At 47.6% G+C, this 15,199-nt stretch carries 12 protein-coding genes; 4 read left to right on the forward strand and 8 right to left on the reverse strand.

Features of this window, described 5'->3' with window-relative positions; all coding sequences use genetic code 11:
- Positions 1–85: 85 nt before the first annotated feature.
- Positions 86–688, forward strand: coding sequence for a PmeII family type II restriction endonuclease (locus tag M0413_RS20410; RefSeq protein ID WP_249555454.1), 603 nt, complete (start codon positions 86–88; stop codon positions 686–688).
- A 910-nt stretch (positions 689–1,598) separates the two neighbouring features.
- On the opposite strand, the gene M0413_RS20415 is transcribed toward M0413_RS20410, so the two are convergent.
- Positions 1,599–2,375, reverse strand: a complete 777-nt coding sequence (locus M0413_RS20415; RefSeq protein ID WP_249555456.1) for a DUF4097 family beta strand repeat-containing protein — start codon at positions 2,373–2,375, stop codon at positions 1,599–1,601.
- 270 nt (positions 2,376–2,645) lie between these two features.
- Between M0413_RS20415 and M0413_RS20420 the strand changes: the two genes are divergently transcribed.
- Positions 2,646–3,413 (forward strand): class I SAM-dependent methyltransferase, encoded by a 768-nt coding sequence (locus M0413_RS20420; RefSeq protein ID WP_249555458.1) that lies wholly within the window; start codon positions 2,646–2,648, stop codon positions 3,411–3,413.
- Between the two features lie 24 nt (positions 3,414–3,437).
- Here the strand turns inward: M0413_RS20420 and M0413_RS20425 are convergent, their stop codons facing one another.
- From M0413_RS20425 to M0413_RS20435, 3 genes are all read right to left on the reverse strand, one after another.
- Positions 3,438–5,429, reverse strand: coding sequence for a M14 family metallopeptidase (locus tag M0413_RS20425; RefSeq protein ID WP_249555460.1), 1,992 nt, complete (start codon positions 5,427–5,429; stop codon positions 3,438–3,440).
- A gap of 131 nt (positions 5,430–5,560) precedes the next feature.
- Entirely contained in the window at positions 5,561–6,679 is a 1,119-nt protein-coding gene (locus tag M0413_RS20430; RefSeq protein ID WP_249555462.1) for an FUSC family protein, read from the reverse strand.
- Positions 6,680–6,935: 256 nt separating this feature from the next.
- A complete protein-coding gene (locus M0413_RS20435) occupies positions 6,936–8,174 on the reverse strand; it encodes a dicarboxylate/amino acid:cation symporter (protein ID WP_037427568.1) in 1,239 nt (412 codons plus the stop codon).
- 470 nt (positions 8,175–8,644) lie between these two features.
- Here M0413_RS20435 and M0413_RS20440 point away from each other — a divergent pair, with 470 nt between their 5' ends.
- Positions 8,645–9,001, forward strand: coding sequence for a DUF7716 domain-containing protein (locus M0413_RS20440; RefSeq protein WP_249555464.1), 357 nt, complete (start codon positions 8,645–8,647; stop codon positions 8,999–9,001).
- A 167-nt stretch (positions 9,002–9,168) separates the two neighbouring features.
- Here the strand turns inward: M0413_RS20440 and M0413_RS20445 are convergent, their stop codons facing one another.
- The 4 genes from M0413_RS20445 to hslR all read right to left on the reverse strand — a co-directional run bounded on the left by M0413_RS20445 (position 9,169) and on the right by hslR (position 14,011).
- Entirely contained in the window at positions 9,169–10,728 is a 1,560-nt protein-coding gene (locus M0413_RS20445; protein WP_249555466.1) for an AbgT family transporter, read from the reverse strand.
- A gap of 246 nt (positions 10,729–10,974) precedes the next feature.
- Positions 10,975–12,516, reverse strand: a complete 1,542-nt coding sequence (locus M0413_RS20450; protein ID WP_037416403.1) for a phosphoenolpyruvate carboxykinase — start codon at positions 12,514–12,516, stop codon at positions 10,975–10,977.
- Between the two features lie 199 nt (positions 12,517–12,715).
- Positions 12,716–13,576, reverse strand: a complete 861-nt coding sequence (hslO, locus tag M0413_RS20455; protein ID WP_037416407.1) for an Hsp33 family molecular chaperone HslO — start codon at positions 13,574–13,576, stop codon at positions 12,716–12,718.
- Positions 13,577–13,612: 36 nt separating this feature from the next.
- A complete protein-coding gene (gene hslR, locus M0413_RS20460) occupies positions 13,613–14,011 on the reverse strand; it encodes a ribosome-associated heat shock protein Hsp15 (RefSeq protein ID WP_037416410.1) in 399 nt (132 codons plus the stop codon).
- A gap of 251 nt (positions 14,012–14,262) precedes the next feature.
- Between hslR and gspC the strand changes: the two genes are divergently transcribed.
- Positions 14,263–15,189, forward strand: a complete 927-nt coding sequence (gspC, locus tag M0413_RS20465) for a type II secretion system protein GspC (protein WP_037427535.1) — start codon at positions 14,263–14,265, stop codon at positions 15,187–15,189.
- Positions 15,190–15,199: the final 10 nt, after the last annotated feature.

Here is a 15,199-nt window from a genome sequence, read left to right on the forward strand (position 1 = left end):
GTTGATTACAATCGAACCAGACGGCATAGTGCTCTTGGGTACTTAAGCCCTGAAAACTTTGAATTAAAAAATAGTGCTTAGCAAAGTGTCCACTATTACTGGATCAGATCAAACAGTATCTTCAGGAGAAGAAACTGTATTTGGTAACTTCATGGAAAAAATAGCAATATTTACATGCTCCCAAGCTCTGGGTGGGAGGAAATCAAGCGCTACAGGTATTGATCTTGAGTTTGAGAGAGAAGGAGTAAAATATCTGGTTAGCATAAAATCAGGGCCTAATTGGGGTAATTCGTCTCAAATAAAAAAAATGAAGGATAATTTTTTACTCGCAAAAAAAGTGCTCGGTACGTCTGGTGGAATTAGCTCGCAATCAATTTTTTGTGTTGAAGGTTGTTGTTATGGTTACGACTCCTCACCAGATAAAGGTACCCATTTAAAACTATGTGGTGAGGATTTTTGGACTTTCATTTCTGGTGGGAATGCTAATTTATACAAAGAAATAATTGAGCCTTTTGGGCGCTCAGCAAAAGAGAAAAATGAAGAGTTACAATACTTGATTGATGCTAAATTAAACTTATTCACTGCGGAGTTTGTTGCAAAATACTGCAATAACTTGGGGGTGATTAATTGGGAGTTGTTAGTACAAGATAATTCTGGTTCAAAAGCAGGATGTTACAAAATTTGGTGATACATAACGCTTTGAAGATAAGAGTTTTTTTACTATGATGGGTTTCCATTTAGTAAAAAAGGAGTTATCGAATGTCATGCATAATACCTGGTTGTGGAAATGTCGCTACCAACAACGTTTCTGTAAGGCTTAGACGAGCTGATACTACTGCAATATGGGCACCGAATACTAATGCTTTCATTTGTGATTTGCATGCAAATCAAGGTTTTACTGTCGAAGTGAATCTTCATCTTCGGGAAGATAAACAACTTGAAACTGTGGTATCAGCAGGTGGGCAACCTGTGAGGCGTACGACAGAAATCGTCCACAATCCATAATTACATACACCCCTATTGTTAAAGAATTAATAGGCACATATCCAAGTTTTTGGATATGTGCCTCGGTTTATCGTGCAGTCTAGTCTATCGATAGTTTATCGAGGGTTTATCGAGACACCCACTGTTAAATTTTGTGAGTGATACAATAAACGTCAGGCATTACTGGCTATCAATGGTTGCGCCAAATCCAGCATTGTTGCACCAGTCACCTTCTAAAAGATGGATGTTTAAGTAGAGCCTACAGGGACGCGATTTTTAAAACATAAGTACGGCGAGTCACTGGTGCGGCTGATATAAGAGCATGCGAAAGCCTGCGGCAGGCAATTAGGGAATACAATAGCCAGAAGCCATGATGCCGCCTATTAGCCCCTCAAATCATGACCGAACCTACTGTTCAGAATTGAGACTGAGAAAGTCTCAGACACAAAAAAAGATGCCACTACAAGGGGTTAGTGGCATAAAGTGCATAAGAATGTCCATGGAACGGTAACGCAAAAAGGGGTGGGTAGAAGACTGACATTTGGTTGGGTACTGCAACATCAGTCTCTACGCCGGGAAGTTGGTGGAGCGGTAACGCTATTGGTCTAACGGGTTTAATGTTTACTGACAGGGCCATCGATTTTATCGAAGCTCACATCCCCTGAGCCTGCCGAGAGAATGGTTAAGCCCTTAGTGTTCACCACGTTGATATCGCCTGAGCCATCGTTGATGGTGACTGTGTTTTGCACATTGGCGACGTTGATTTCACCTGAACCATCATCAATGGTGATGCTGCCTTTAATATCATTGACTTGGATGCCGCCAGAACCATCGACAATCGCTAGGTTGCCGTTGACTTGGTTGACTTCAATCGCGCCAGAACCATCGTCGATGCTGACATTATTGCCGCCATGGATAACCAGTTCGCCCGATCCATCCTTGACCTTAATATCCGCAGTCATCTTGTTGATAAACACAGCACCCGAACCATCGTCAATATCCAGCGCTAATCCGGCGGGGACTTGTAACTTAAGGTCGATATAGGGTGAGTAATTGTTAAAGCTGCTATGGGATTCAAAGTCGGCCTTAAGCTGGGCTTTGTTAGCCTTTTTCTCTAGGGTGAGAATCACTTTGCTATCGTCATTGCTATAGATATCAGCCACTAACTTAATTTGGGTTAGGCCTTCGACACCGATAATTTCAAGACTGCCCGCACCCGTTTCGGCGACGAGTTCCTGTAGGTCTTGAGCATCGAGGTTGAGTTCACGTTGTTGGTGATCTAAATCCGGCATGCCGGCAGCGTTCACATTGATAATGCAGCCAGTGAGTGACACGCCAACGGTAAAGGCGGCGACAAATCCGAGGGTGAATATAAAAGGGCGTAGTGACATTTTCTTCTTCCTTGTTATCGACACTCGACGACCGACTGAGTGCTGAGCTATTAGCGATAAGCTTGATATCAGTCGAGATTGCACATCCTATGCCAATTTTAAAATGCATTAATAATCATGCAGATAAATCAAATGTGTCCGTTTGGGCGAGGGCGGACATGTCCGCTGAATGAGTGATTTTTCCCAAAGAGTGGTGAAATTAATCACTTATTCGGTTAGCGTGTGTCCAACATTCCAGCTTGATAAAAAGCGTAACCAGAAAGGACTCATATGGATTACTTAACGACCAATAAAATCGCTTGGGATGCCCGCACTCGAGTGCACTTAACCTCTGATTTTTATGATGTTGAAGGCTTTTTGAGTGGCAACACATCCTTAACCGAAATCGAGCTGAGTGAGCTTGCGGTGGCGGGCAAAAGCCTGCTGCATCTGCAATGTCATTTTGGCTTAGATACCCTGTCGTGGGCGCGAATGGGCGCAAAGGTGACTGGGGTCGATTTATCCGAAGTGGCGATTGCTGAGGCGCGTAAGTTGGCGCAGCAGACGCAGTTGTTTGGCGAGTTTATTTGTAGTGATGTCTACAGCGTAGCGGGCAAGGTTGAGCCGCAAGATATTGTTTTTACCTCCTATGGTGCCATTGTGTGGCTGCCGGATTTAACACTCTGGGCGCAGACCATTGCGGCGTGTTTAAAGCCCGGCGGACAGTTTTATATGGCCGAGTTTCATCCGGCGCAGCAGCTATTCGATGGTTATAGCTATTTTAATCGCGGAGAGCCAGATATTGAGCAGGAAGGAACCTATACCGAGAATGCCGGTGATGAGCAGCACACCTTAATGTGTTGGTCGCATAGCTTGTCTGAGGTGATCAATGCCTTATTGCAGGCTGGCTTAGTGTTGGAGTTCTTCCACGAGTTTGCGTTTAGCCCCTATAACTGTTTTGCAGGGCTAGAGGCGCAAGCCGATGGCCGTTATGTACTAAAACACCAAGGGCAACAGGTGCCCTTGGTGTATAGCATTAGCGCGCGTAAGCTTACTTAATCCTTGCCGTTTTTAACGCATGGATTAACGGCTACGGTAGACCGGATACTTAAGATATTGATTATCGTAGTAAGGGCTGCGCTCATAGAACCAGCGTAAGCGTGCCTCGGGATCGGCGGCAAACGCTGGGTTTTCCAGTGCTTTGTTAAATTCCGCCTGTAGCTTGGGATCTTCCTTAAGCATCTTGGCGGCCAGCGGCTCTACGGCGTAGTCCTCAATGTATTCGGTACGGGTAAAGATAGGGTTGAAGAAGCCCCATTGCAGTAATGAGTCCGGTGATTGTGGCTCAAGCAGTAAAATCGCCAGATCGCCTAAGGGTTGATCTGTGCTGATTTTCACTGTGCCCGCGGGCAAAGTGGTGGTCAGTTTGGCCAGTGTCGAGTCGGCCTTCACTGTGAGTCGCCCCTCGAACGCTTTGGTATTAAACACCGGATTGCTCAAGCTGTATTGTTGCAATTTAAGCTCAGTCGGTTTGCTTAAACGTGTCATCCGAATGCCGTGTAGAGTTAAGCGGTCGATCACTTGTGTCCATTCTGCTGGAATATAGTAGGCGCTCGGGCGAGTGACTTTAATATCCGGCACGGTTTCGGCCATCACTGGTAAATTCGGGTACAGCTTAGGCTCGCCAGTCCAACGCACTACCTCGGTGCCGCTAATCGGACTTTTCTCAAGAGTGTAGTCGATGCCTTTAAAATCCCAGCCTTTAGCCAGTGGTGCCGATTTCCACGTTAATGTGATCAGTGGTGAGGCACGGTATTTATCCTCTTGAATCGCACTCTTTAACTTGGTCGTTTGGTCGCCCACGGTTTTAAGGGTTTGCTCAAGCATTACATAGGTGCCAAGTACGCGCTGCTTAAAGGGTTTTAAGCTGTGGTTTTCAATCAAAATAGTCGGGAGATGGCGGGCATCACCATAACCATTGGAGAAGCGTGGGCTTGGGTTCCACAGTGACATGCCTTTAGTGATATCGGTATTGTCGATGGCAAAAATCAGTGGACCAGGGATATGGCCTTGGGCTGTTAAGGCCGCTTCTACCGCTGGGCGGTAGCTATTTTCGAGCCAGCGGAAACTGGCGGGACTCAAGCCTTGGGCGAGGTTGTAGCCGAAGGTGATGTCGTATTGGTAATCGATGCCGTCGGTGACATGCACATCGATATACAGATCCGGTTGCCACACATTGATTGCCCGCAGCATATTCTGCATTTCTAAGGTGTCGGCCTTGGCATAGTCACGGTTCAGGTTGAGATTATTGGCATTGGTGCGCCAGCCCATATTCACCGGGCCACGTTGGTTAACGCGATTAAATTCGCCGCTGCGCTCATGGGCATCAACGCTAAACATAGGCACAAACAGCAGGTTGGCTTTTTCGAGTAGCTCGCTTTTGTCACCTTTGACTATATCCCGCAGTAGCATCATGCCCGCGTCTTTACCGTCGATTTCACCGGCATGGATACCGGCTTGCACCAGAATCGTCGGCTTAGTGTTTTGCTTTAGGCGTGCCGATTCATTAATGCCTTCACTGCTGGCGACATACATCCAAATATCGCGGCCTTGAGGGCTCTGACCTAGGCTGACTTTTTGCAATTTGGTGGTTTCGGCCGCCAATCGGTCGAGCCATGCGATGGTGTCGTCATAGCTTGGGCTTTCGGTGCCGTTGCTTTGCTCGAAGGGCGTCGCCCATTCGTTATCGGCGCTGAGTAACAGAGCTTCGCTGCCACCATGCCAAGTAATACTCGGCGGGAGAATGGCATCATTGACAAAGGTATTAGCGCGAGTCGGTGTCGCTGCGACTTCGGGAGCGGTTTCTGTCGCGCTCAAAGCGCTACCGCTGGCATTTGTTTCAACCGCGTCGGTTTTAGCGGCCTCAGTGCTGGCAACTTCAGCGTTGGCAGCTCCAGAATTAGTCACTTCGGGTTGTGCGACTTCGGTATTCGCGGCAACGGCTAATTGGGCTGTGAATAATGAGCCCGCCGATAAGCAGGCAATGGCGATAACGGAAGGGGAAAACAAGCGCATGAAAACAGTCCACACATCGAATTTTTATTAGGGCGGTATCTTTTCATTAAGCCCCTACAAGCGCAAGGGCTGCCAAGGGTTTATCTTGGTCTGAGGGAGTGATTTTTCGCTGCTATTCCCGTGGTGACGGCCTATGCGCGCTTGGTAGTTTTATGTAACACGGTTTGTCCGCGATAGGCGACTTCGATAACCTCGATATCGGCGTAGAGGGCTTCGACGGCAATGGCGAGTTGATAGATAAGCCAGCCGTATCCCGTGAGGGCAAATCCCTGTGCGACTTCATTTGCCAAAGGGGGCGAATTCGGTGCCGAGCTGGCCAAGCTAAGTTGTAATCTGTGTTGCAACTCTTGCTCTAATGCATTTGGTAATGTGGGCAATGTGGCTGTTTTACCTGCAACAAATTCGCTAAGGCGTTGCAGATAAGCCGTAAGCTCGGCGGCGACTTTGTTGATTTGGTGGTAAGCCTCTTTGTCGGCCTCCTGCCAGCGACTCAAAGGTAATAATTCGAGCAGGGTGATCAGCCGCACCTGTTTATTGACTAATTCCGCCAGCAGCACTTTATGTTTTTTTAGGGTTTGGCTTTCCCACTCGAGGGAGAAAAACAGTTTCTTCTGAGTTAATACCGCCTTCATCGCCGCTTCGAGTTCGGCGCGAAAATCTAAATCATGGTTGGCGGGGGCCTGTAAATGTTGGGTCAACACCTTGGCCATATTATCGATGGCATTGGCGAGCTGGCTGCGCCAGTCCTGCTTGGCCTTAATCGGGAAGATAAACAGCGACACCAGAATCGCGATAACACAACCCAGCAGAATATTGGCCGTGCGCCATAGCGCCTCAGAGGTATCATGATTAGCATCGCCCACCACGATAATAATGGTGAATCCCGCCACCAGATAGGCATAACTGTAGCGTCCCGCCGAGATAAAACAGATCAGCGTCACCCCTAAAATTAACAGCCCCATAATCAGCCAATAGCTGTCGAGTGTGGCCACTAACATCACGCCATAAGCCGAGCCTAAACAAGTGCCTACCGCCCGTTGCAGTGACTTTTCAATCGCACCACCCACCTGTGGCAGACTCATCATAATGATCACAATCGTCACCATGCTCCAAATAAAATGCGGCGGTGACCAAATGGCATTAATGGTGACGGCAATCAGCAGGGCGAGGCCGAGTTTGAGGGCGTGAATGGCGCGGAAATGGCGATATATAAAGTCGGCAAAAGGGCTTGCAGGGGCAAAGACGGACATAGTGCAACACTCCTTTGGACTGATGGTAGCCAAGCCATTATCGCAGAAACGCACTTCGCCCGTGTGGTTGGGCAGATAAAGAAATGCAAATTGCGAGGCGGCGCTGTTTGAGCTTAGTCCAAGGCACCGCCAAGATCACATTAAAGCTAGGTAATTGACATTAAATCAGTAAGATAGTGTGCAGCCTGTACAAGCCTCAGTCATAAAAAAGGCTTGAATAAGCAAGCCTATTCAAGCCTTAGGATGCGCGTGCGTGTTAACTCGGTTCTTGAGTCGGTTGCTCCGCAGTGTACTTATCCATAATCACGGCACAGGCGGCGTCACCTGTGATGTTTAGCGCGGTGCGGATCATGTCAAACACTCGGTCGAGGGCGAATAACAGCGGTAAACCATCAATGGGAATACCCGCAGCCAATAGCACTGCGACCACTAAAAATGATGGACCTGGCACTCCCGCTTGACCAATGGCGCCTAAGGTGGAGGTAAAGATAATCGCGGCATAGGCGGTCATTGAGAGGTCAATGTTGTACATTTGCGCGAAAAACATCGCGACCAGACCATAATAAATCGCGTTACCACTCATATTGATGGTGGCACCTAAAGGCAGCACAAAGGCAGTGGTGGCCTTAGAAACCTTAAGATCTTCTTCGCAGGTTTCCATATTTACTGGCAGCGTTGCCATTGATGACGCCGTCGACAGTGCCATCACCTGCGGCTTTTTCATCGCAGAAATAAATTGGCGTGCCGAGACCTTAGAAAACAGCTGCACCACTATGGGGAAGAACACAAAACCATAGAGCAGAATCGCGGCCACAAACACGGCAAACAGCTTAAATACGACTTCTAAGGCATCAAAACCAAAGGTGCCGACGGAATCGGCCATCAAACCAAACACACCGATAGGGGCAATCACCATCACGCAGTTGATCATCCACACAAAGGCGTCGACGACGGTATTTAACGCCGCCATGATGGGCTTAGCGCCATCACCTTTGACCTTAGTCAGTGCGATACCAAAGAAAATACTAAACACCAGTATTTGAAGGATATTTCCGCCGTTTAGCGATTCGAACACATTAGTTGGGATCATGCCGATAAAGGTGTCGATCACTCCGGGGAGTGCGCCATGTTCGGCGGTCACTTCCATCAAGCCACTGCCACTGTGGGCGGTAAAGTCAACACCGGCGCCGGGTGTAAACACCTTACCCATCACTAATGCCAAAGCGACAGCAAGGCCTGAGGTGACGATAAAGAAGCCAAAAGTGCCCACGCCAATCTTACCCGCCGAGGGGCTATCACCTAAGCTGGCGGCGCCACTGATGATTGACACCAGTACCAATGGGATCACTAGCATTTTGATTAAATGGATAAAAATGGTACCCAGTGGTGCGAAGATACTCGCACTTTCACCCATCATAAAACCCACCAGTGCGCCAATAATCATGGCGATAACCACTTGTACACCAATGTTGCCTAATAAACTCTTGCTCTTCATTCTTGCGAAACTCCCCGGTTGCCGTAGCATTTTGTGTCTTAAGACTCGTGATCTATTTACAGGCCAGCCTTTGCTTTTAGCGTAAAAAGCTAAGCCCCGACAGGTTTTTTGGGCGCCTAAGGTATCACAGTTGCTGTAACGGGTTTTGTGAAACATCATCAACCTTGGTTTGAAAATAACCAAAACCTAAATAACATGACATATAAATAAATAATATTTAAAAATTATCGCATTAAAATGGTTTTTATTTAATTAAGACTTGTTTTTTGTCCATCGAATTGATGAATTGTGATTTAGGCTTTGATGGGCGCAGATATCCTCTCGTATTCTTGGCACCGGTTGAGTCGCGATAATTCCCATCTTTTACTTGTATAAATCTTGAGAGTGGTGAATAGCCAAATAGCCTCCATGACTATTCAACTCTTTGACTTACTCGGTTTTCCCTATGACAACACCATTTCGAGGACATTATGAATATCACTTCATTCTTTGGTAAACCTGAGTCGTTACAGTGCTGGATAAGAAAATGCATCGAACAACCTGGATTAAGTTATTGGCTGGTCTATCAAGATCTTGATCAAGGTGAATCCCTTCAACTGACAACATTGTTGTTCCCGATAGTGGCTAATATGAGGGATTTATCGGATGCCGAAATTGATGCTTTTGAGGATGGTTTAGGCCGCAGTGACTATGGTTATCTGCTAAATACGGATCAAATCGAGGATGTCATTGCTAATCTTAAGCAGCAAAAAGCTCAGCCCAGTGAACAGGAACTGCTTGAAGCTATTATCTTTTACTATGAGCGAGATGCGTTTATCGATATTTAAGTATTTGTATTTATATGTTTTTAATCAGATAAAATGCCGACGGTTGATGTCGGCATTTGTGTTTAAGGTGAAGTGCTAGGCTATGTAGCGTTTTGTAATTGGTGAGGTATCGAGTGCCCTGTTTTTTATGAATTCAATGTTGCTAGCACTCGATACCTCTTTTCGCCCTAAGGCATTGCTGGGAAAGTGAATGAACTACCGATACCTAATGGCAGACCTAATGCCCAATATGCCAATAAAAAACCGCTCCAAAGCAGGAGAAAACTGATTGAAAACGGCAGCATCAGTGCTACTAGGGTACCAATGCCTGATTCCTTAACGTATTTTTGGCAAAACACCACAATCAACGGAAAGTAAGGCATTAGCGGGGTAATGATATTGGTCGACGAGTCGCCTACGCGGTAAGCGGCTTGAGTCAAATCGGGCGATACGCCAAGCTCCATTAACATGGGCACCATGATGGCACCAATCAAGGCCCATTTAGCCGACGCCGAGCCGACTAATAGATTGACTAACGCGGTGAGAAACACAATCCCCACCAAAGTTACACCCATTGGAAGAGCCAATTCTTTCAACGCAAACGCGCCTTTAATCGCCATTAATGCGCCTAAATTGGATTGGCCAAAGGCATAAATAAACTGAGCGCAGAAGAAGGCCATGACGATGTAATAACCCATGCCGCTCATGGACTTACTCATGCCTTGAATAATGGCTCTGTGGTTATTCGCCGTGCCCGCAACATAGCCATAGACTATGCCAGGTACGAGGAAGAACACAAAAATAATCGCCACAATGGAGCGCATTAAGGGAGCCGAGGCACTGGTTAGCGCGCCATCGGTACCACGCCAAGCAGAGTTGTCACCATAGGCGGTAAACACCAGCCCTAAGACACATAACAACATGGCGCCCATAGCGAATTTGAGACCGCGGCGCTCATGGGGCGCCAGCTCATCAAGCGTTGGCAGCGTGCTGGGATCGCCATTCACCGCAGTATTTTTTAGGCGCGGCTCAATCACTTTATCCGTTAAAAACCAGCCAACTAAGATAATTAACACAGCAGAAGCCGACGTAAAGAAGATATTATTCAGTGGGTTAATTGTTAATGTGGCGGCAGCTGGGTCGGCCGATAATCTTGCCGCCGCCTGAGTTAAGCCGGCTAACATAGGATCAAGACTCGATGGCACGCCCACGGTTGCAGAAAAACCACCGGATACCCCAGCAAAAGCAGCGGCAATACCGGCTAGGGGATGACGACCCGCAGCATAGAAGATCACCGCGCCGAGTGGGATAACCAGAACATAACCCGCATCAACCGCGACATGGCTCAGGATACCCACTGCGATAAGTACCGGAGTGAGTAACATCTTGGGGGTCACTGATAAAATTGAGCGCAGCCCCGCATTAATAAAGCCTGTATGTTCGGCAACACCTAAGCCAAGCATTGCAACCAGCACGACACCGAGCGGTGGAAAAGTCACAAAGGTTGATACGAGTGTCGAGGTAAAGGCGGTTAATGCACCGCCTTCGAGCATATTGACGACTTGAATTGGGTTGCCAGTACGAGGGTCGATTTCATCAAAACTGACGCCCGATAACCCCCAAGAGATCAGCCAGACCAAGCCTAGAAATAGTGCAAATAATACTGCGGGGTCGGGGAGTTTATTGCCTACGGTTTCGACGGTATTGAGAAATCGCTGGAATCCTGTGGCAGGTTTATGATTTTCCATTTGGGTGCCGCTTCCTAAAAGTGATGATTGTTATTGGTGATTATAAAAACGCAGCATTAATTTAAGCTTGGTTTAACTAATCGATAAGAAACAAAACACATAAAAAATCTAACGCAGTGACGTTAGTGCGGGTGGGGTTTAGTTACAAAATCAACAGACAAATAAAAAGCGCGGGTTCATCACTGAACCCGCGCTTTTTTACTCAACAATGTGTTTGATTACATTATCTAAATGAATTCGCTACGCTTATGCCTTTGGGCCAGCGTTACGGATGGCGTCTGACACTTGATACTTCGCGAAGTTCTTAGTGAAGGCTTCGGCCAGTTTTTGGGCGTATTCGGCGTACAGTGCTTTATCGCTCCAGGTGTTCACTGGGTTGAGTAGATTGCTGTCGACACCGCTAACCGCTACAGGCACCGCGAGGTTTAAGGTATCTAAATGAACGGTTTCAACGTTTTTCAGCTCGCCGCTGACAATCGCATCGACAATGGCGCGGGTGGTTGGGATGTCGAAACGTTTACCAATACCGTGTGGGCCGCCAGTCCAGCCAGTGTTAACTAGGTATACTTGGCTACCGAATGATTCGATACGCTTCATCAGCAGCTCAGCATACACGCCCGCAGGACGTGGGAAGAACGGCGCGCCGAAGCAGGTAGAGAAGGTTGACTGAATCGCAGAGGTTGAACCGATTTCAGTCGAACCGACTTTCGCGGTGTAACCAGAGAGGAAGTGGTAAGCCGCTTGCTCTTTGCTCAGGATAGAAACCGGTGGCAACACGCCAGACACGTCGCAGGTTAAAAACACCACTGCATGAGGCTCTGCGCCACGGTTGTCTTCTTTACGCTGGGCGATATGCTCGAGCGGGTAAGCCGCACGGGTGTTTTCCGTCAGGCTGCTGTCTTTGTAGTTAGGCACGCGGTGTTCGTCCATTACCACGTTTTCCAGCACAGTACCGAAGCGAATCGCATCCCAAATCACAGGCTCGTTCTTTTGGCTCAGGTCGATACATTTGGCGTAGCAGCCGCCTTCGATGTTGAATACGCCGCCCGGTGCCCAGCCGTGCTCATCGTCACCGATCAGGAAGCGTTTTGGATCCGCAGATAGGGTGGTTTTACCTGTACCCGACAGACCGAAGAATAGGGTGGTGTCGCCGTCTTTACCTACGTTTGCCGAGCAGTGCATTGGCAATACGCCTTGGGCTGGCAGCAGGAAGTTTTGTACAGAGAACATCGACTTCTTCATTTCGCCAGCGTATTTCAGGCCCGCTAGCAACACTTTGCGCTCGGCAAAGTTTAAGATCACCGCTGCATCTGAATTGGTACCATCACGCTCAGGAACACAGACGAAGTCTGGTGCGTTGATGATTTGCCATACAGGCTTGTCTTGACGGTTAAATTCTTCTGGGATGATAAAAAGGTTGCGGGCGAACAGTTGGTGCCAAGCGTATTGAGTCGTCACGCGCACTGGCTGGTAATGTTCTGGGTCTGCACCGACTTCGAGGTCAGATACAAACAACTCTTTATCGGCGAGGAATGCTTCTACACGCGCCCATAATCCTTCAAAAGCACCGGGTTCAAATGCTTGGTTGACGGGTCCCCATTCGATATCAGCCGCTGAACTAGGTTCTTTAACAATAAAACGATCGCCAGGAGAGCGACCTGTGCGTGTACCGGTTTTGGCAACCAGCGCACCATTGGCGGTTAATTCACCTTCGCCGCGGAGCAGGGCAAATTCGACCAGTTGTGCTGTTGAGGGGTTGTAATGAACGCGGTTTAATCCATCCGCCATAGTGAGGTCTCCATTGACTTGTATTTGTAAGGTTATTTTTTATCGATCGTCTGCCGATTTTGCTTTTATTTATCGCCCGAGGCGTGCTAGGGGACAAAGTGTGCCGATTGTATCCTATCCGTAGCTAAAGTGTGAGCTGGATCATTGAGGTGGTACAAAAAAGGGCACCCAAGGTGCCCTTTTGACAGTAAGTAAAAACTTACTGCTGGGTATTTGAAGTGGTGCCATTGGCATAGATTGCTGCAACATCAATAGCATCGAACACGTATTTCGCATTGCAGTATTCACAACCCATTTCGACCTTACCGTCTTCCGCCAGAATGGCTTCGACTTCGGCTTGATCGATGGTTTTAATCGCCGCCGCACTGCGCTCGCGTGAGCAAGTGCATTTAAAGCTGACTTCGATAGGATCGAATAGACGCACTTCTTCTTGATGATACAAGCGGTGTAATACGTCCTGCGCTTCTAGGGTGAATAACTCTTCCGCCTTGATGGTCGCTGTCAGCTGACATAAATGCTCGAAGTCGGCATTGTGGTCTTCTTGGCTTGGTAATATTTGCAGGAACATGCCAGCAGCTTGTTTACCGTCGGCAAATAGCCACATTGCTGTGGGTAATTGCTCTGACTGGTTAAAGTAGTCTTCGACACAGGCGGCTAAGGTGGGTTTATCAAGGGCGACCACGCCTTGATAGCGTTCGCCTTCGTCCGGTGTGAGGGTGATAACCATATAACCTTGGCCAAACAGGTCGGCTAGGCTGGCATCGTCGGCTAACTCGCCATCCCAGCGGGCGATACCGCGTAATTGCTGCTGGTTATTGCCATTGATCACCGCCAGCGATACTGGGCCATTCCCTTGCAACTGCACGCTAATATCACCGCTAAATTTTAGGGTGGCGGTTAATAAAGAGGTCGCCGCCAGCAACTCGCCGAGCAGGGTTTGCAGCACAGGAGGATAGGCATGTGAGCCTATTACCTGCTGATAGCTGTCTTGCAATTGCACCAGTTCACCACGCACATCGGCATTATCGAACAGGTAGCGGTGTAAAATATCTTGGGTCATTTTGTATCTCACTATTAGGTAACTTTTACGTAATTCTTAGCATTCTTTAAATCGGATAAGTTGGCGTCGTTGCTTTTTATCCGGTTTATGGTCGGGTGCAGGATTATTAAGAATATTCAATCGTCTTGCTTCGGCATTTAACGCGCGTTTAGCGATGCTGGCGGCGGTTTCTTCGTACAATTCCTGTGCAATTGATGCACTTTGGCGTGATTCTGATAATTTTTTTATGACGATCTCTTTATCGTCATAACCTTGTCGTATCTTAAGGACAGCACCTATCTCAGCATTCTTACTAGATTTGGTGCGCGCACCGTTGTAATGTACTTTGCCGCCGTTGATCATTTCTTTGGCTATGGCTCGGGTTTTATAAAAACGTGCGGCCCATAACCATTTATCGAGTCGAACGCTGCCACTGTCGCCTGAACTTTGTGTCATAGTGTCTCCAAGATAAAAGATCGATGAGTTCACATGCTGAGTAATAAAATGCCTAAGTCGCATTGCTATTATGTTAAAGAGTGGTGCGCTTCACACCCTTTTTAGGCGGGCAAAGTTAGCATAAATGGCCAATTTTCGCCAATTGCAATACTGTTATGGGGTTGTTGCCAAATGCGGCCTAGGTTAGCATGTGGCGAACATGATAATTTTTATAATCAGAACAGAGACCTGTATTGAGGGTCCACATAAATATGGATTTATTAGATAACGTTATCGCAAAAGCTGCAGGTATTCCGCATAAGCCGTTGAGTCAGGTTGTTTTCTGGCTTGGTTTTATTCTGAGTTTACTCTTAGCCGCGCAAATTACATGGAAACTCGTGCCTACCACCTCTTCTCCTACAGCATGGTCTCCCACTGCGGTGACCACGGCGGGTAAAGGGGCTGGGCAAATTGATCTGGCAGGATTACAGCAACTCGCACTTTTCGGCAAAGCCGACGCCAAGGCGGATAAACCTAAAGTCGAAGTGGTCGAAACCGTAACCGATGCGCCAAAGACTTCCCTTTCTATTCAACTGACGGGGGTGGTGGCATCCACCGCTGACCAAAAAGGTCTAGCGATTATTGAATCCAGTGGTAGCCAAGAAACCTACAGCTTGGGTGATAAAATTAAGGGTACATCCGCTTCGTTAAAAGAAGTCTATGCAGACCGGATTATCATTACCAATGCGGGTCGCTATGAAACCTTGATGCTTGATGGTTTGGTTTACACCAGTCAAAGCCCAGCGAATCAACAATTACAAAAGGCCAAGAGCGGAAAAGCTGAAGTCGTTAGTCGAGTGGATCAGCGCAAGAATGCTGAAATCTCTCAAGAACTGGCCGAATCTCGCAGTGAACTCTTAGCCGATCCCAGTAAAATTACTGACTATATTGCGATTTCGCCCGTGAGACAGGGAGAAAACGTTGTTGGTTATCGCCTCAATCCTGGTAAAGATGTGAACCTATTTAAGCAAGCAGGCTTTAAACCCAATGACCTTGCTAAATCGATTAATGGATACGACCTGACCGTAATGAGTCAGGCGTTAGAAATGATGAGCCAATTGTCTGAATTAACTGAAGTTTCTGTTATGGTTGAACGGGAAGGACAGTTGGTTGAAATCATGTTTAGTTTGCCGCAATAACACGCGTTAG

The organism is Shewanella sp. 8A (assembly GCF_023475945.1).
Classification (GTDB): Bacteria; Pseudomonadota; Gammaproteobacteria; order Enterobacterales; family Shewanellaceae; genus Shewanella; species Shewanella xiamenensis.